Consider the following 16,627-nt stretch of genomic DNA (forward strand, 5'->3'; position numbering starts at 1 on the left):
TCAGGCGGCCAGGCCTGGCTGGGGGAAGACCATCCTGAGACAGGCACCGCCCGATGCCGAATCAAGCGCGAGCACCTCGCCTCCGTGACGATGCATGATCTCGCGAACGAGATTGAGGCCGAGGCCCGAGCCTCGGCTTTGCGCATGAAGCCTCTGAAAGGGCTCGAAGACACGCTCGCGTTGCTCGCGTGGAATGCCGCATCCCTCGTCCTGGATATCGATGATCGCGGAGTGACCGACGCGAACGGCAATCGTTCCAGCCCGGCCGCCATGCTCGATCGCGTTCTGAACCAGATTGGTCAGGGCCCGCTCGACCGATAGCGGATCTCCAATGACCGTGACTGGATCTCCCTCAGGCTTGAACTCCATCTGATAGCCTGCAGCGAAAGCCAGGGGGGCGAGGTCGACCACGACCCGCTTCGCAATCGCGTTGAGGTCCATGGGCGCGAACGTATCGGTCTGCTGATCAAGCCGCTCGAGGTCCAGAAGCTGTTCCATCATGGTCGCCAGGCGCGCAACATCCTGGAGGAGGCGCGTCTTCTCTTCTCCCGCCGGCAGGGATGCCAGCCTCGTATTGAGAATGGCGACGGGTGTCCGCAGTTCATGCGCGGCTGCGGCGAGGAAGCGCTTGTGTTGCTCGTAGCCCCTGTCGAGACGAACAAGGGCGGCATTCACCGCCGTGACCAGCGGCGCGATCTCGACCGGCACGTCATCAAGGGGCAAGCGAACGCCCCGTCGGTCGATCTCGATGCGTCCGGCCTGTTCTGCTGCCCTGCCCAATCCAGCCAAGGCGCCTCGGACCACCAGCGGAGTGACGAGGAGGGCAGCGACCGCCATGACGGCGAGAACGGGCAGAACCTCCTTGAGGAACACGAGGCTCATGCCCAGGGCCACAAGATAGAACGACGCCCGGGTCTCCGTGCCCGTCACGACCTGAACCTCGCCAGCTGCGCTGCTGACCCATCTGATGCGTGCCGTGGCGCGGGGAGGATCGCCGATATTCCAGCCGAGGCGGGCCTGGCCGATGTGATCGAGGCTGTCGCCGAGCTGGCTGAAATCCGCGGGGACGGCTCCCTCGGACACGCGGTGGCCCGTACGGTCGCGTATGACGAACCAGAGATTTGGATTCGAGGCCCGCATCCGGGTCAATTGGCGCGTGGGCCGCAGCACCAACTTGCCGGTCGGTCCGCGCGCCACCGCGCCTCGCAGGGTTTCGATGGTGCTCTCGACCGATGAGAAATCGAACAACGCCCCTGTGGCGAACAAGCCAGCGACGATCAGCATGATGGCGGCAGCCTGGAACGCCATGAGCCGCCCGATCAGCCGGCGTTTGAGGGAATGCCCGCCATCCATCGTCAGGCGGCTTCGCGGATGAGGTAGCCTACTCCGCGAATCCCATCGATCGTCGCGCCGGCATCGGCTTCCGCCAGCTTGCGGCGCAGGCGAGAGACATGGGTGTCGAGCGCGTTGGACTGGATCTCGTCATCCAGACCGAACACGGCCTCCATCAGGAAGGTTCGCAAGACCATTCGCCCCATCCGGCGCATCAGGGCTTCGAGCACCAGCAATTCGCGCCGCGGCATAGCGAGCATCTGGCCTACCACGCGGGTCTCGCGGTGGACGAAATCGAAGGAAAGGCGACCGATCCGCACTGTATCGGAACGCATGCCGGAGGGCCGGCGCAGGAGTGCGCGCAGGCGCGCCAGAAGTTCCTCGAAGGCGAAGGGCTTGCCGAGATAGTCATCGGCTCCATGGTCGAGACCCGCGACCCGGTCGTTCAGGTCCCCGCGCGCCGTCAGCATGAGGACCGGCACCGTATCGCCCTTTGCCCGCAGCTTTCGCACCAGATCCAGGCCGTCGCCATCGGGCAACTGGCGGTCGAGCAGCACTGCATCATAGATGCCGCAGCTTTCGCTCAGCATTGCTTCTGCATCCGCTCTGGTCGGCAAATGGTCGACGACCATGTCCTGACGGGTCAGCGCAGTGCGCAGGGCTGAAGCCATTGCCGGCTCATCCTCGACCAACAAGATGCGCAAGGCGGAATCTCCCGCTCCTCAGGGGGAACCGCCTATCGACTGCGGATTGCGCCAACCTTGCATGGCAGGCCGGTCCCGGCCGCAGCCGGGAGAGCTCGCCGCGGCTTCGTCGAGCCTGGCGGTCCTTAACGGGGCCGCATGACAGGCAGGCTCAACCCAGTCGTGGGATCGGTCCCGACGGCGCCGCGAAACGGAGCGGTGCACTCACCGAAGCTCCGGGCCCGCTCAACCGTTGCGGTGGCCGCCACTGGGATGGACTGCACATGTCATCGAGATTGCCGCCCAGCGCCGGGCGAAGCCTCCGCGTTGCGCATGAAGACGCCTCCGGACAGAGAGCCGGTATGCTGGCCTCCGACAACTGGTCCTTTCTCCGCGCCTGGATCGGTGCGCCGCTGCGTGTCGCTTCGGTGACGCCGTCGGGCACGGCCCTGGCGGATCTGATCACACAGGAAATCACGCCGGAAACCGGGCCTGTCATCGAGCTTGGATCGGGAACCGGCGCATTTACCCAGGCACTCATCAGGCGGGGTGTGCCCGAGCACGACCTGATCCTCGTCGAGTTCGGATCGGATTTTGCACGGTTGCTCGAAATGCGCTTTCCCGAGGCCCGTGTGCGCTGGATGGACGCTTCACGCATTCGCGAAGCGGCTCTCTACGAAGCAGGAGGAGCTGGCGCCGTGATCAGCGGCCTTCCCGTGCTCTCGATGCCGCCGCGCAAGGTCATCGCCATTCTGAGGGGCGCGTTTGGCTATTTGCGGCCGGGCGGCGCCTTCTATCAGTTCACCTATACGACGCGCTGCCCCATCCCGAAGCCAATCCTGGATCGCCTCGGCCTTCGTGCAACACGGATCGGCTCGACATTGCGCAACATCCCGCCGGCAGCCGTGTATCGGATTGCCCGGCATAGGCCCTCGCGGTCGAGGCACGTCTGAAAGGCTCGAACGACCACTGGCTTCAGGCAGGGGACGAGCGAGCGGAGGCGCGCATCAAGGCGCGCCTCCGCTCGGCGTCATCAGGCCGCCTGATTATCCCTCGTTGCAACCGGGCGCTCGAGATCCTGCGTCCAATCCGTCATCGAGCCATCATAGAGCGAAACCTCGTCGTTCCCCAGAAGCTCGGAGAGCACGAACCAGTTCAGCGCTGCGGTGTGGCCGGTGTTGCAATAGGAAATTGCCGGTCCGTTCGGCACGCCGGAGAACAGGGAGGACAGATCGCCTGCAGGTTTCAGGCGACCGGTCGAGAGATCGAAGGCCTCTGCGTAGTCACGCGAAATGGCGCCTGGAATATGCCCCGCGCGCGTCGCTTCCGCAGCCTTCTCGCGGCCCTCGAAATAGCTCGCCGACCGGGCGTCGACCAGTGTCGCGAGCCTGCTCTTCGAGGCGACCAGGGCGGCATCGGCGGTGCTGCGCAGCCGCTGCTGCACTACGACTGGATAAGGCCCGGCCGGCTTTGGCGCAGATGGACCGGGCTCGATCGGTCGCGACGGGTCGGCGCTCCACGCGCGGAAGCCGCCGTCGAGAATGGCCTGCTGGCCATGGCCGATCAGCTTCAAGGTCCAGTAGACCCGCGCGGCTGCGGCGAAATCGGTCGCGCTGACGCCCGCCGGTACGATGACGACATCATCATGCGGCTTGATGCCGAGGCTGCCGACCAGCCCTGCCAGATGATCGAGCGGCGGCAGCATGCCTGGTGCATTGCCGACCTTGGCGCGCCAGCCGTCGGCGACGTAGTTGGTATGCACGGCGTCTGGGACGTGTCCCGCCTCATAGGCCGCCCTTCCGCCGCCATCGACCGATGAGCGGATGTCGAGAACGACGAGGTTGCCGTCGGCCAGGCGCGGGGCCAGGGCCTCGGGCGTGATCAGTCCGGAGAAGGTTTCGCTCATTCCGCCGCCACCTGCTGCAGTTCATCGACAACTTCGAGCGCGTAGCTCATCTCGGCCGTCGCCCCGAGCATGATCGAGGCGGAGCAGTATTTTTCCTTCGACAAGGTGACGGCGCGCTCGACCTTGGCCTGCGCCAGCCCGCGGCCGGTCACGCGATAGGAGAGATGGATCTTCGTGAAGACCTTCGGGTCTTCCGTCGCGCGTTCGGCCTCGACTTCGACCTCGCAACCCGTGACAGCTTCGCGGCCCTTCTTGAGGATCGAGACGACATCGAAGCCTGTGCAGCCTGCCAATCCGATAAGCAGCATCTCCATCGGCCGGATGCCGATATTGCGCCCGCCATATTCCGGAGCGCCGTCCATGACGACGGCGTGGCCGCTGCCGGCCTCACCCATGAAGGCCATGCCCTCGACCCAGCTTGCCCGTGCTTTCATCGTCGTGTCCTCTCAAAGCCTGACTCGGCGAAAGACTTAAACGGTCGGTGGCGATGAGGCGAGGGTGGCGTCACGCCGCGGCGAACAGGCTGCCATGGGTGATCCGCAAGCGCACCCGTTCGCCGATGGCCGGTGCGACCTGGCTTGCGAGATCGACATCGATCCGCCTGATCAGGCCTTCAACGGCGATTTCGGCGCGCCGAAGCGGCCCGTTGCGGCGCAAATCCTCGACCACGCCGGGCAGCGCGAGCGGCGTATCGTCAACGATGCGCATATGCTGCGGCCGGACATAGAGCGAGGCCGCCCCGCCCTGGTTCTGCTGCAAGCCGCCGAGGACTGGGCGGTTGCCGAAGAAGGCCTGCCCGCCGACGACCTCGACAGGGAGCTTGTTGGCTTCCCCCAGGAATTCGCAGACGAAGGGCGTCGCTGGATGGTCATAGACGTCGTCGGGCGAACCGACCTGCTCCAGCCGCCCGTCGTGCAGGATCGCGACGCGGTCGGCCAGCTCAAGCGCTTCTTCCTGGTCATGGGTGACGAAGAGGGTGGTGTGGCCGGTGCGCCTGTGAAGGTCGCGCAGCCAGCTGCGCAAATCCTTGCGGACCTTGGCATCGAGCGCACCAAAGGGTTCGTCGAGCAGCAGCACGCGCGGCTCGATGGCGAGCGCGCGGGCAAGTGCGACGCGCTGGCGCTGGCCACCTGACAGCTGTGTCGGGAATCGCCGCTCGAGGCCGCCGAGCTGGACAAGTTCGAGCAGTTCGCTGACGCGCCTGGAGATTTCGCTCGCGCTTGGCCGCTCGCTCCGCGGCCGGGCCTTGAGGCCGAAGGCAATGTTGGCCGCGACGTCCATATGCCTGAACAGCGCGTAATGCTGGAAGACGAAGCCGATCCGCCGCTCGCGCAGGCTGAGCCGGCGCGTATCGGTTTCGTCGAACAGTACGCGGCCATCATCGGCCTGTTCGAGCCCTGCGATCAGCCGCAGCAGCGTGGTCTTGCCCGAGCCCGATGGGCCGAGCAGCGCGACGAGTTCGCCGGGCTGCACGTCGAGCGAAACGCCGCGAAGGGCAGGAAAGTTCGAGAAGGTCTTCTGGACGCTCTCGATGGTCACGGCAACGGACATTGGTAGCCTCCGTCAATGGCGCGACTTGGCGGAGATCGCATCCGCGAAGTGCCATTCGAGATAGGTCTTGAGGGCGAGCGTCACCAGTGCCAGCCCTGCCAGCAGCGAGGCGACGGCGAAGGCAGCGACGCTGTTGTATTCATTGTAGAGAATCTCGACATGCAGCGGCATCGTCGTGGTCAGCCCCCTGATCCGGCCGGACACGACCGTGACGGCGCCGAACTCGCCCATGGCGCGGGCGTTACAGAGCAGCACGCCATAGAACAGGCTCCATTTCACGTTCGGCAGCGTGATGGTCAGGAAGGTGCGCCAGGGCGAGGCGCCCAGCGTCAGGGCCGCCTCTTCGTCGCTGGAGCCGAGCGCCTGCATGTGCGGAATCAGCTCGCGCGCAACGAAGGGGAAGGTGACGAAGATCGTCGCCAGCACCAGCCCGGGCAGCGCGAAGATGATCTCGATATCATGGGCCTTGAGCCAGGGGCCGAGAAAGCCCTGCGCGCCGAAGAGCAGAACATAGACCAGGCCCGAGATCACTGGAGAAACCGAGAACGGCAGGTCGATGAAGCTGATCAGCAGGCTCTTTCCCCGGAACTCGAACTTGGCGATGGCCCAGGCGGCGGCGACGCCGACGACCAGATTGAAGGGCACCGCGATGGCGGCGACCAGCAGGGTCAGGCGGACGGCGCTCAGCGCATCGGGCTCCGTGATGCTTTCGAGGAAGAGCCCATATCCCTTCGCGAAGGCTTCGACGAAGACCGCGATCAGCGGCAGGAACAGGAACAGGACCAGAAAGCCCAGCGCCAGGGTCAAAAGCAGAGCGCGGATCCAGAAGCCGTCGCGCAGCGCGCGGTCGGTCCTGTAGACGGCGGCCGGTAGAGGCGCGTCAGACATGCCCCAGTCTCCCGCGGCTCCAGGACTGGATTCCATTGATCGCCAGGATCATTGCGAAGGAGACGATCAGCATGATCGTCGCGACGACGGAAGCACCGGCATAGTCGAACTGCTCCAGCCGGATCACGATCAGCAGCGGGGCGATCTCGGAAAACATCGGCACGTTGCCCGCGATGAAGATCACCGAGCCGTACTCGCCGACGGCACGCGCGAAGGCGAGGACGAAGCCGGTCAGCAACGCCGGCACGATGCCGGGCAGAATGACCCTGAAGATGGTGCGCAACCGGCTGGCGCCCAGCAACGCGGCGGCCTCCTCGATATCCGCATCAGCTTCCTCCAGCACCGGCTGGACGGTCCGCACCACGAAGGGCAGGCCGATGAAGACGAGCGCCACCATGACGCCGAGAGGGGTATAGGCGACCTTGATATTGTAGGCAGCCAGCAGGGCGCCGATCCAGCCGTTCGGCGCGTAGATCGAGGCGAGGGCGATGCCTGCGACAGCGGTCGGCAATGCGAAGGGCAGGTCGACTGCGGCATCGAGCAGCCGCCGGCCGGGGAAGCGATAGCGCACCAGAACCCAGGCGATGATCAGCCCGAAGATGGCGTTGAGGATCGCGGAAAACAGGGCAGCGCCAAAGGACAGCCTCAGGGCGGCCTGGGTGCGGGCCGAGGTGATGATTGCCCAGATATCGGCAGGGCCAGCGCTTGCCGCCTTGAGGAAGAGAGCCGCGAGCGGGATGAGCACGATCAGCGACAGGGCGCTGATCGTGATGCCCAGCGACAACCCGAAACCGGGAAGGATGCTGGGCTGCCGCCAGGAGCTGGCCGTTACCGCCACGCAGTCACCGCGCCGGCTTGTAGAGCTGATCGAAGGTTCCGCCATCGGCGAAATGATCCTTCTGTGCCTTGGTCCAGCCACCGAAAACGGTGTCGATCGTGATCAACTCAAGCTTGGGGAAACGCGCGAGGTCCTCAGGTGCCGCGGCTTCCGTGTTGCGCGGCCGGTAGAAGTTCTTCGCGATGATGGCCTGTGCAGCCGGCGTATAGAGGAATTCGAGATAGGCCTGGGCCGCGGCACGCGTTCCCTTGGCATCGACATTGCCGTCGACGATCGTCACCGGCGGCTCTGCCAGGATCGAGAGCGAGGGCACGACGATATCGAACTTGTCGGCGCCGAATTCCTGCAGCACGAGGAAGGCCTCGTTCTCCCAGGATAGGAAGACGTCACCCTGGCCGCGCTGGGCGAAGGTCGTGGTCGAGCCGCGAGCGCCCGTGTCGAGTACCGGCACGTTCTTCAGCACGGCGGCGATATAGTCACGCACCTTCGCCTCGTCCTTGCCATAGGCCTTCTCGGCCCAGGCCCAGGCCGCGAGATAGTTCCAGCGTGCGCCACCCGACGTCTTGGGGTTCGGGGTGATGACGCTGATGCCGGGCTTGGCGAGGTCACCCCAGTCCTTGACGGCCTTGGGGTTGCCCTTGCGGGTCAGGAACACGATCGTCGAGGTGTAGGGGGAGGAGTTTTGCGGCAAGCGCTTTTGCCAGTCGAGCGGGATCTTCTTCGAGCGCTCGGCAACGGCGTCGATGTCGCCGGCCAGCGCCAATGTCAGCACGTCGGCATTGAGCCCGTCGATCACCGTGCGGGCCTGGGCGCCCGAACCACCATGCGACTGGCGGATCGTCAGCTTCTGCCCCGTCTTCTGCTGCCACTCGGCGGTGAAGGCGGCGTTGATGGCGCGGTAGAGCTCGCGCGTCGGATCATAGGAGACGTTGAGCAACTCGCTCTGGGCGCGAGCGCCGCTGACGATACCGAAGCAGATGGAAAAAGCGCCGACGATCAGGGCTGCGTGAATTATCCGGCGAATGCGCTCTCGCGTCATGTCAGTGCTCCGTCGAGATCAATGCCGTCAGCTCATATGAGCGGGCAACCGTTCTGAATAACAAACAAAGCGTACTGAATTGGCAGTCTTTCCTCAACCTACCGGTGCAGGTGGCCCCTTCCAAACTTTGCCTCGTCAGGAGAAAACGTCTCTCCTTTCAAGGCGTTCCAAGGCAGATGCGGCAATCGCGTCGTTAAGGCGGGGCCGGACCCAAACCCGCATATCGGGCGCCAGCCGATTCGATCGGCCGATCAGGCGCTGCGCAGAGTCTGCAGATCGAGCGCCTCGGCTGCAACACCTTCGAGCGCGCGTCCGATCAGCACAAGCAACGGCCCTTTGGGCGGCAACTCGCCAAGCCGCTCCGGCAGGGTGGCGATCGTTGCGCGCAAACGCGCTTCGCCGGGCTGCGTCGCGGCGACCACTGCGATCGCCGGCGTCTCGGGCGCAAGCCCTGCGGCAATCGCCTGCTCGCGGAAAGCAGCCAGGGTGTTTCGCGCCATATAAATCACGGTCGTGGCATGGGGATCGGCCAGCGCCTGCCAGTCGAGATCCGCCGGCAGCGTCCCCGTACGGGCATGGCCGGTCACGAACTGCAGCCGCCTGGCATGATCGCGGTGGGTCAGTGAGAGGCCGAGCGACGCCGCGGCCCCCTGAGCCGCCGAGATGCCGGGCACCATGACGACGGGAATACCAGCCCGGGCGCAGGCATCGATCTCCTCGCCGGCGCGGCCGAAAATGCCGGGATCTCCGCCCTTCAGCCGCACGACATGCTTGCCGTGGCTCGCGAGCGAAACGATCAGCGTGTTGATGTCGTCCTGCTTGACCGAGGGACCATAGCCGGTCTTGCCGACCAGCATGCGTTTGGCCTCGCGGCGGGCGAATTCCAGCACGCCCGTGGAGACGAGATCGTCATAGAGGATGATGTCGGCGCTCTGCAGCGCGCGGATCGCCTTCAGGGTCAGCAATTCCGGATCGCCGGGACCTGCACCGACGAGCGTGACCCGTCCTGCGCCCTGATGGCTGCTCTCGAGCCGGTCGAGTGCGGTAAAGAGCTCCGCTTCGTCGTGGAGTTGCGGCGCGCGGTCCGGTTCCGCCATGGCGCGGCGGGTGAATTTCTCCCAGAAGGCACGACGCAGCGCGAAGGGCAGGTCGCGGGCCTGAACTGCCGGCCGCCATTCCTTGGCGGCCTGCGCCCAGTCCTTGAGACCGGCCGGAAGCAAGGCTTCGATCTTGGTGCGGATGGTCTGGCCGAAGACGGGCGAGGCGCCGTCGGTCGAGATCGCGACGACCAGCGGGGACCGATTTACGACCGACCCGAAGGCGAAGTCACAGAACTCCGGCTTGTCGACGACATTGACCGGCACGCCGGCCTGCCGTGCGGCGGCCGCAAAGGCGCGTGCCTCCTCGTCCTCGTCGATCTCGCCGATGGCCAGCGCAGCGTCGGCGAAGTCATCTGGCTGCCAGCCGCGGCTGCGCAGGGTGATCTCGGCCGCGGGAGGATCTGCGACGAGGCTGTCGAACAGGTCCGTGTCTTCGCCGGCAAGAATGAGGAGGGCGGCTCCCGACGCGGCGAGCAACTCGGCCTTCCAAAGCGCGCCTTCGCCGGTGCCTGCGAGCACCACCTTGCGCCCGTCCAGCTTGTGGAACAGCGGCAACGTCGCCAGCCGCTCGATGCGGCGCGCAGTCGTCGATTCGGGCGCTCTTTGCGTCATCGCGTGGTTTCTGCCGCCTTCAGGTCAACCGGTCGATCCGGTGCGCCGGCCGGCGGCATCAACAACCAGAATCCGGCAAGCGCAAGGATGATAAGCCGAAAGCAAATATCGAACCAGCGCTCATAGGGGCGAGGCGGAATCGCGCGCAACAGGTCGCCGTCCATGCAGTCCTCCCTCAAATCCTCACCCTCATGGGCGCGCTGGCGGCCTGCCTCGCTCTGCGAGAACCTGGCCATGGATCAACCTGCTGCAGCGCGGGCCGCGCGCCGCTGGTCAAGAATGTTGCGGTTGTCGCCGTAGCCGCGCTGGTAGCCATGGCTGATCCGGTCGGCCGCGGTCAGCCATTGCTCGACCGGTTGCCGCGCTGCACTCGTCTCCGGCAATTCGATCTCGTCGAAGCCGCATGAGAGCGCATAGGCGAACTGGTCGGCGATCAAGGGACCAGTGGCGCGCAAGGTCCCGGTAAAGCCATGGTTGCGAATGAGCTTGGCCAGGCTGAAGCCGCGCCCGTCCGAGAAAGCCGGGAAGGCAACGCTCACCAGCGAGAGCTGCCGCAGGACGAGCTTGAGCTCGGCGATGCGGATATGATTGGGCACGGTCACGCCGATGCGCTGGTCACGGGCTTTCTGCCGCAGCGCCTCCGGCAATGCCTCCCAGTCGACGAGGGCATGCGAGAGGTTGTCGATGGCGGCCCCTTCGCTGCGCGTCCAGACATCCGTCTTGGTGCCGGAGCGATCAAGCAACAGCATGGGCGACCTCCTGGAATGCGGCCTTGAAAGGTCCGAGGCCGAGCCGGCGGACGGCATCGATGAAGCTCTCGTTCCCCTGACGCGCCTCGACATAGACATTGACGATGCGTTCGATCGCATCAGGCACGTCCTCGGCAGCAAGGCCGGGACCAAGAATCTCGCCGATGGCCGCGTTCTCGGTCGCATCGCCACCCAGCGTGATCTGGTAGGATTCGATGCCGCGCTTCTCAAGCCCGAGAATGCCGATATGGCCGACATGGTGATGGCCGCAGGCATTGATGCAGCCGGAAATCTTGATGTTCAGCTCGCCGATCTCGCGCTGACGCTCGGCATCGGCGAAGCGATGCTGGATGGCCTGGGCGATCGGGATCGAGCGGGCTGTCGCCAGCGCGCAATAGTCGAGGCCGGGGCAGGAGATGATGTCTGTGATCATCCCGACATTGGCGGAGGCCAGGCCCGCTTCGCCGAGCTTCTGCCAGATTGCAAAGAGATCGCGTTGGCGCACATGCGGCAGGACGAGGTTCTGCGCATGGGTAACGCGCAACTCGTCATGCGAATACTGCTCGGCCAGGTCGGCGACGAGCCGCATCTGCTCCGAGGTCGCATCGCCAGGCGCCTGGCCTATCGGCTTCAGCGAAATGGTCAGCGCCGCATAGCCAGGAGCCTTGTGCGGCACTGTGTTGACCTCGACCCAGCGCGCGAAGGTCGGGTTTGTGGCCTTGGTCGCCTCCAGCACGCGGCTGACGGCGGGCAGGACCTCGTAGGTCGGGGGAGTGAAATAGGTGGCGATGCGCGCGACCTCCGCGGGGTCGGCGTTGACGGAGGGACCGTCGAGCCGGGCGAACTCCTCCTCGACGCGCCGCGTGAATTCCTCGACGCCAATCTCGTGGACCAGGATCTTGACGCGGGCCTTGTACTTGTTGTCGCGGCGGCCTTCGAGATTATAGACCCGCATGATCGCCTCGAGATAGGCGAGGAGATCGGCCTTGGGCAGATAATCGCGCACCACCTTGCCGATCATCGGCGTGCGGCCGAGGCCGCCACCGACACTGACTTCATAGGAGACGGCATTGGTGTCCGGGTGCCGCCGCAGGCGCAGGCCGATGTCATGCGCCTTGATCACGGCCCGGTCATGCTCGGCCCCTGTCACCGCGATCTTGAACTTGCGCGGCAGGTAGCTGAACTCGGGATGCAGGCTCGACCATTGCCGGATCAGTTCGGCGGTCGGGCGCGGGTCCTCGATCTCGTCCTGAGCAACGCCGGCGAAATGATCGGCGGTGACATTGCGGATGCAATTGCCCGAGGTCTGGATGCAATGCATCTCGACATCGGCAAGGAGATCCAGGATCTCCGGGATGTCACGCAGTTTCGGCCAGTTGAACTGCAGGTTCTGGCGCGTCGTGAAATGGCCGTAGCCGCGGTCATAGCGTTCGCCGATCAGGGCAAGCTGGCGCAATTGGCGCGACGACAGCGTTCCGTATGGCACTGCAATGCGCAGCATATAGGCGTGGAGCTGCAGGTAGACACCATTCTTCAACCGCAGCGGCTTGAACTCGTCCTCGGTCAGCGAACCATTGAGCCGGCGGCCGACCTGGTCCCGGAACTGGGCGACCCGCTCGCGGACGAAGCGCGCATCGAATTCATCGTAGCGATACATGTCTCAGGCCCTCCGCTCGGCTGCGATACCGTCCCCGGCCTGCTTGCCGAGATCGGGACGGTTGCTCGGTCCGAGCGTCTTCATGCGTTCGCGATAATGCCGTGGCACCGGCCCGCCGGCCTCGATCGAGACATCGACGAGGTAGGCATCGACGACATGCTGGGCTGCGAATTCGCTGACGGCATACGCCTCCAACCGCGCTGCGGCCGCGTCATCGGCTGCGAGCAGCGCCAGTGTGGGATCGCGCGTCCAGGCGAGCGCACCGGCGGCGGTAACCGAAGCGAAGACGACGTCGCCATCAAGCAGATCATTGGCGAGAAGGATTGCCGGAAGGGGCGGGCGCTTGGGAGCAGCAGCCATCACGCAGCCTCCGCCAGGGTCAGCGTCAGGCCGTCGAGATCATCGGACCAGATGATCTGGCAGGACAGCCGGGAGGTCTGTTCGATCAGCGGCAGCGTGTCGAGCGCGTCGATCTCATCCTCCCGCGGCTCGGGCAGGCGTGCTGCCCATTCCGGCGCGACGATGACATGGCAGGTGGCGCAATCGCAGGAACCACCGCAGACACCTTCGATCCCGACGCGATAGTCGCGCAGGATTTCCATAACCCGCCAGCCTTCGACGGCCTCGAGTTCATGGGGCTGACCCTGCCGGTCGATGACGTTGAGAATGGCCACCTTCACCGCTCACCCTGTTCGCTATTCCGAACATCTCAAATACGGCAGCGCGGCAGCTGGTTCAATTCACGTCTGGTAGCGTGTTTTTTCTTATTCCCATTGAAAAGGAGGATTTTTGTCTTCGCCGCACCTGCAGAAGGGGCGGGGGCGAAATAATCCTCTCAAGGCTGCCATGCGCTAGCTGTGACGCTAGACCAGCCCGCCGAGCCGGTAACCGACGCCGGGCTCGGTCTCGATCAGTTTTGGGCTCGTGGGGTCTTCCTCGAGCTTCTGGCGGAGCTGGCCGACGAAGACGCGAAGATACTGCACATCGTGCTCATGCGCCGGGCCCCAGACCGCAGTGAGGATCTGGCGATGGGTCAGCACCCGGCCATTGCCGCCGGCGAGCGAGGCAAGCAGGTCGTATTCCTTTGGCGACAGCTTCACATGCGTTCCGTTGCGGCTGACGCGTCGATTGACGAGGTCGATCTCGACGGCGCCCGAGCGAATCACCGCGTCGGCGCCCTGACGCTCGATGCGGTGGCGCAGCGCCACGCGCAGCCGCGCCAGCAATTCGCCGACACCGAAGGGCTTCTCGACATAGTCATCGGCGCCGGCATCGAGCGCATCGATCTTCTCGGTCTCGCGATCCCGCGCCGAGAGGATGATCACCGGGCCGTCATAGAAGGCCCGCGCCTTGGCCAGCGCTTCCTTGCCGTCCATGTCGGGCAGACCGAGGTCGAGCACCACCGCATCCGGCGGCTTTCGTGCAAGCTCGCGCAGGCCGGCTGCGGCATCATCGGCGCGAACCGGCTCATAGCCGGCGGCATCAAGCGCGGGAGCCAGGAAGCGATGGATCTGCGGTTCATCGTCGATGACGAGGATACGCGGGCGAAAGGCTGTCATGTCGTTGCTCCGGGCGCGCTGTCCTTGCGCAGGCTGATCAGGATGCGGGTGCCGCCCGGAGTTCCGTCCGGACGGTCCTGGATCGGGCTCGCGGCTGCGATCCGACCGCCCATCGCCTCGACGAAGCCCTTGGAGATGGCGAGGCCGAGGCCTGCGCCCTTGCCGCGCTCCCCGCCACGGTCGGTCGATTCCTCGAGCCTGCGGAACTTCTCGAAGACGCGTTCCAGCTCGGCGGTGGGGATACCGCGCCCCTCATCCTCGATCGAGATCACGACATTGCCTCTGTCCTCATAGGCCGCCGTCTCAATCAGCGAGCCGTCCTCGCTATAGGTGATGGCATTTTCCAGGATGTTGACCAGAGCCTGCTCGAGCAGGCCGGGGTCGGCCCGTACGGCCGAAAGCGCAGCGGGAAAATCGCGCTGGACGCGGCGGTGCCCGAGGCGACGCGAGACGCGCTCGATCGCTGCGGCGATCACGTCGCGCACATCCGTCCAGTCACGGCGCGTCACCAGCGCTCCGCCTTCCAGTCGCGACATATCGAGCAGGTCGCCAACATAGCGATTAAGCCTTTCGGCCTCCTCGCGGATCGAGAGCATCAGGTCGTCGCGCACCGCGGGCTCGACCGTCTTGCCGAAGTCGATCAGCGTCGTTGCCGATCCCAGCACCGTCGCCAGCGGCGTGCGCAGATCATGGCTGACGGAGTTGAGCAGCGCCGAGCGCAGCCGATCACTGCGGCGGAGCGCCTCCGCGTCGACGGCCGCGGCGGCCAGCTCGGCCCGCTCCAGCGCGATCGCCCCCTGATCGAGCAGCGCCAGCGCGAAGCGTTCGTTCTCGGCGTCGAGCAGCGCCTGGGGTTCGAACCCGACGACGCCCGAGCGCGAACGCACGCCCTGCAACGCGCGGAACGTCCAGGCAGCATTGGGCAAGGTGCCGGTGCCGGCACCGGCCGGCTCGCCGCGCGTCCAGGTCCAGCGTGCCGCGGTCATGTCTGCTGTGCTGAGCGCTTCGAGCGCAGGCGCTCCGGCCGCCGCAGCGATTTCCTCGCCATGGGGCAGGAAGACGACGACTTTACCGGACGTCGCGGCCGAAAGCTGCTCGGCCAGGATCGTGGCAGCATCCTCCTTGCGCGCGGCTCCCGACAGCCGCCGGCTCGCGGCGAGCAATGCGGAGATTGCCGAGGCTCGTCGTGCGGTGGCCCTGGCCTGATCCCGGACCCGCCCTGTAAGGCCCCCCGTCGTCATCGCCACCGCGAAGAAGACGAGGAATGTTAGGACATCCGCGGGATGGCCGATCCAGAAGCTCAGCAGCGGCTCGAGGAAGAAGAAATTATAGGCGACCGCGGCGAAGGCTGCCGCCGTGACGGCTGGCCAGAGACCAAATGCGAGCCCCGATATCAGCACGCTGACCATGAACAGCATGGCGAGATTGGCATTCTCGACACGGTTCTGGATCATCTCCCCGATCAGGATCGTGCCGCCAACCAGCGCTGCGGAGGCCAGGTGGCCGCCCCACTGCAGCGCGCGCTTCGGAACGGGTGATGATGGGACGGCAGGCCCGGACGCGCTCTCGGTGATGATGTGCAGCGCCGCGCCGTTCTGTGCCTCGAGCAGGGCTGGCGCCAGCGACCGGTGGAACCAGGCGCGCCAGCCCCGGCGGTGCGACTTGCCGACGACGATCTGGGTGACGTTGTTGCGCCTGGCATAGTCCAGCACGGTGGCGACGAGATCGTCGCCGGTCAGCACGACATTGGCTGCGCCGAGCTGTTCGGCGAGCTTGAGCGCTTCCGACAGGCTGCGGCCACGAGCGGAATCCGGCTCGACGCGGTTCGGCCGCTCGACATGTGCCACCGTCCAGGGCGCGTCCATCATCATGTCGGAGAGGCGCCGACCCGCGCGCACCAGCGAACTCGCCATGGCGTCCGGCCCGATCAGGACCAGGATGCGCTCGCCGGCCGCCCAGGGGCCTTCGACGCCGGCACGCTTCATCGCCTGGCTGAGCTGGTCGTCGACGGTCTGGGCGGCGCGGCGCAAGGCCAGTTCGCGCAGCGCCGTCAGGTTCTCAGGCTTGAAGAAATTGTCGGCGGCGAGCCGCGCCGTCTCGGGCAGATAGACCTTGCCCTCGGCCATGCGCTGGCGCAGTTCGGTCGGAGTGATGTCGATCAGCTCGATCTCGTCCGCCCGGCTGAGGACGCTGTCCGGCACCGTTTCACGCTGGCGTACGCCGGTGATCTTCCAGACCACGTCGACGAGGCTCTCCAGATGCTGGACGTTCAGCGTTGTCCAGATGTCGATACCGGATTCGAGCAGTTCCTCGACATCCTGCCAGCGTTTCGGGTGGCGGCTGCCGGGAGCGTTGGAATGAGCATATTCGTCGACGAGCAGGAGGCGCGGTTTGACGGCCAGCGCCGCGTCGAGGTCGAATTCCAGCAAGGTCCGGCCGCGATGCTCGATCGGCCGGCGCGCCATGACCTCGAGCCCATCGAGCAGGGCCTCGGTCTCGCGCCTGCCATGGGTCTCGACCACGCCGACAAGGACCTCGCCATGCTCGGCCTGGGCGCGGCGGCCCTGGGACAGCATCTCGTAGGTCTTGCCGACGCCTGGAGCCATGCCCAGAAAAATCTTGAGCCGGCCGCGTTTGCGGCCGGCCTGCGCCAGAAGGGCATCGGGATCGGGGCGTCCCTGCTCCCGGAATCTGGTCTCGTCTGCAGTCATAA

General features: G+C 65.6%; 17 protein-coding genes. 1 reads left to right on the plus strand and 16 read right to left on the minus strand.

The annotated features are described in order from the left end of the window. Nucleotides 1–1,359, minus strand: a complete 1,359-nt coding sequence (locus BIWAKO_RS24110) for a sensor histidine kinase (protein ID WP_371332212.1) — start codon at nt 1,357–1,359, stop codon at nt 1–3. Beyond that, on the minus strand, nt 1,356–2,036 hold the full coding sequence (locus tag BIWAKO_RS24115; protein ID WP_069880812.1) for a response regulator transcription factor: 681 nt from the start codon (nt 2,034–2,036) through the stop codon (nt 1,356–1,358). The genes BIWAKO_RS24110 and BIWAKO_RS24115 overlap by 4 nt, the downstream gene beginning before the upstream one ends. A gap of 341 nt (nt 2,037–2,377) precedes the next feature. On the opposite strand from BIWAKO_RS24115, the gene BIWAKO_RS24120 reads away from it, so the two are divergent. Next, a complete protein-coding gene (locus tag BIWAKO_RS24120; RefSeq protein ID WP_069880813.1) occupies nt 2,378–2,968 on the plus strand; it encodes a class I SAM-dependent methyltransferase in 591 nt (196 codons plus the stop codon). An 80-nt stretch (nt 2,969–3,048) separates the two neighbouring features. Here BIWAKO_RS24120 and BIWAKO_RS24125 read toward each other — a convergent pair whose 3' ends face one another. The 14 genes from BIWAKO_RS24125 to BIWAKO_RS24185 all read right to left on the minus strand — a co-directional run bounded on the left by BIWAKO_RS24125 (nt 3,049) and on the right by BIWAKO_RS24185 (nt 16,625). After that, complete coding sequence (locus tag BIWAKO_RS24125; protein ID WP_069880814.1) at nt 3,049–3,921, minus strand: sulfurtransferase; 873 nt, start codon at nt 3,919–3,921, stop codon at nt 3,049–3,051. Further along, nucleotides 3,918–4,355 carry an OsmC family protein gene (locus BIWAKO_RS24130; RefSeq protein ID WP_069880815.1) on the minus strand — a complete coding sequence of 146 codons (438 nt, stop codon included), beginning with the start codon at nt 4,353–4,355 and terminating at the stop codon, nt 3,918–3,920. The genes BIWAKO_RS24125 and BIWAKO_RS24130 overlap by 4 nt, the downstream gene beginning before the upstream one ends. A 70-nt stretch (nt 4,356–4,425) precedes the next feature. After that, nucleotides 4,426–5,472 carry a sulfate/molybdate ABC transporter ATP-binding protein gene (locus tag BIWAKO_RS24135; RefSeq protein WP_069880816.1) on the minus strand — a complete coding sequence of 349 codons (1,047 nt, stop codon included), beginning with the start codon at nt 5,470–5,472 and terminating at the stop codon, nt 4,426–4,428. Between the two features lie 12 nt (nt 5,473–5,484). Continuing rightward, nucleotides 5,485–6,360, minus strand: a complete 876-nt coding sequence (gene cysW, locus BIWAKO_RS24140) for a sulfate ABC transporter permease subunit CysW (protein WP_084651757.1) — start codon at nt 6,358–6,360, stop codon at nt 5,485–5,487. After that, a complete protein-coding gene (gene cysT, locus BIWAKO_RS24145) occupies nt 6,353–7,243 on the minus strand; it encodes a sulfate ABC transporter permease subunit CysT (RefSeq protein ID WP_074471610.1) in 891 nt (296 codons plus the stop codon). The genes cysW and cysT overlap by 8 nt, the downstream gene beginning before the upstream one ends. Then, nucleotides 7,203–8,237 carry a sulfate ABC transporter substrate-binding protein gene (locus BIWAKO_RS24150; RefSeq protein ID WP_069880819.1) on the minus strand — a complete coding sequence of 345 codons (1,035 nt, stop codon included), beginning with the start codon at nt 8,235–8,237 and terminating at the stop codon, nt 7,203–7,205. Before BIWAKO_RS24150 ends, cysT begins: the two co-directional genes overlap by 41 nt. 251 nt (nt 8,238–8,488) lie before the next feature. Further along, the gene (cysG, locus tag BIWAKO_RS24155; protein WP_069880820.1) at nt 8,489–9,949 is read right to left on the minus strand and encodes a siroheme synthase CysG; all 1,461 of its coding nucleotides are present in this window, start codon (nt 9,947–9,949) and stop codon (nt 8,489–8,491) included. Further along, nucleotides 9,946–10,113 (minus strand): hypothetical protein, encoded by a 168-nt coding sequence (locus BIWAKO_RS36100; RefSeq protein WP_176733396.1) that lies wholly within the window; start codon nt 10,111–10,113, stop codon nt 9,946–9,948. The genes cysG and BIWAKO_RS36100 overlap by 4 nt, the downstream gene beginning before the upstream one ends. A gap of 75 nt (nt 10,114–10,188) precedes the next feature. Further along, nucleotides 10,189–10,698, minus strand: a complete 510-nt coding sequence (locus BIWAKO_RS24160; RefSeq protein ID WP_069880821.1) for a DUF934 domain-containing protein — start codon at nt 10,696–10,698, stop codon at nt 10,189–10,191. Further along, nucleotides 10,685–12,355, minus strand: coding sequence for a nitrite/sulfite reductase (locus tag BIWAKO_RS24165; RefSeq protein ID WP_069880822.1), 1,671 nt, complete (start codon nt 12,353–12,355; stop codon nt 10,685–10,687). Before BIWAKO_RS24165 ends, BIWAKO_RS24160 begins: the two co-directional genes overlap by 14 nt. Nucleotides 12,356–12,358: 3 nt before the next feature. Beyond that, entirely contained in the window at nt 12,359–12,715 is a 357-nt protein-coding gene (locus tag BIWAKO_RS24170; RefSeq protein ID WP_069882738.1) for a DUF2849 domain-containing protein, read from the minus strand. Continuing rightward, complete coding sequence (locus BIWAKO_RS24175; protein WP_069882739.1) at nt 12,715–13,029, minus strand: 2Fe-2S iron-sulfur cluster-binding protein; 315 nt, start codon at nt 13,027–13,029, stop codon at nt 12,715–12,717. The genes BIWAKO_RS24170 and BIWAKO_RS24175 overlap by 1 nt, the downstream gene beginning before the upstream one ends. A 189-nt stretch (nt 13,030–13,218) precedes the next feature. Next, on the minus strand, nt 13,219–13,914 hold the full coding sequence (locus tag BIWAKO_RS24180; RefSeq protein WP_069880823.1) for a response regulator: 696 nt from the start codon (nt 13,912–13,914) through the stop codon (nt 13,219–13,221). Then, nucleotides 13,911–16,625 carry a sensor histidine kinase gene (locus BIWAKO_RS24185; RefSeq protein ID WP_069880824.1) on the minus strand — a complete coding sequence of 905 codons (2,715 nt, stop codon included), beginning with the start codon at nt 16,623–16,625 and terminating at the stop codon, nt 13,911–13,913. The genes BIWAKO_RS24180 and BIWAKO_RS24185 overlap by 4 nt, the downstream gene beginning before the upstream one ends. Nucleotides 16,626–16,627 lie beyond the last annotated feature (2 nt).

It is taken from the genome of Bosea sp. BIWAKO-01 (genome assembly GCF_001748145.1).
Lineage (GTDB): Bacteria > Pseudomonadota > Alphaproteobacteria > Rhizobiales > Beijerinckiaceae > Allobosea.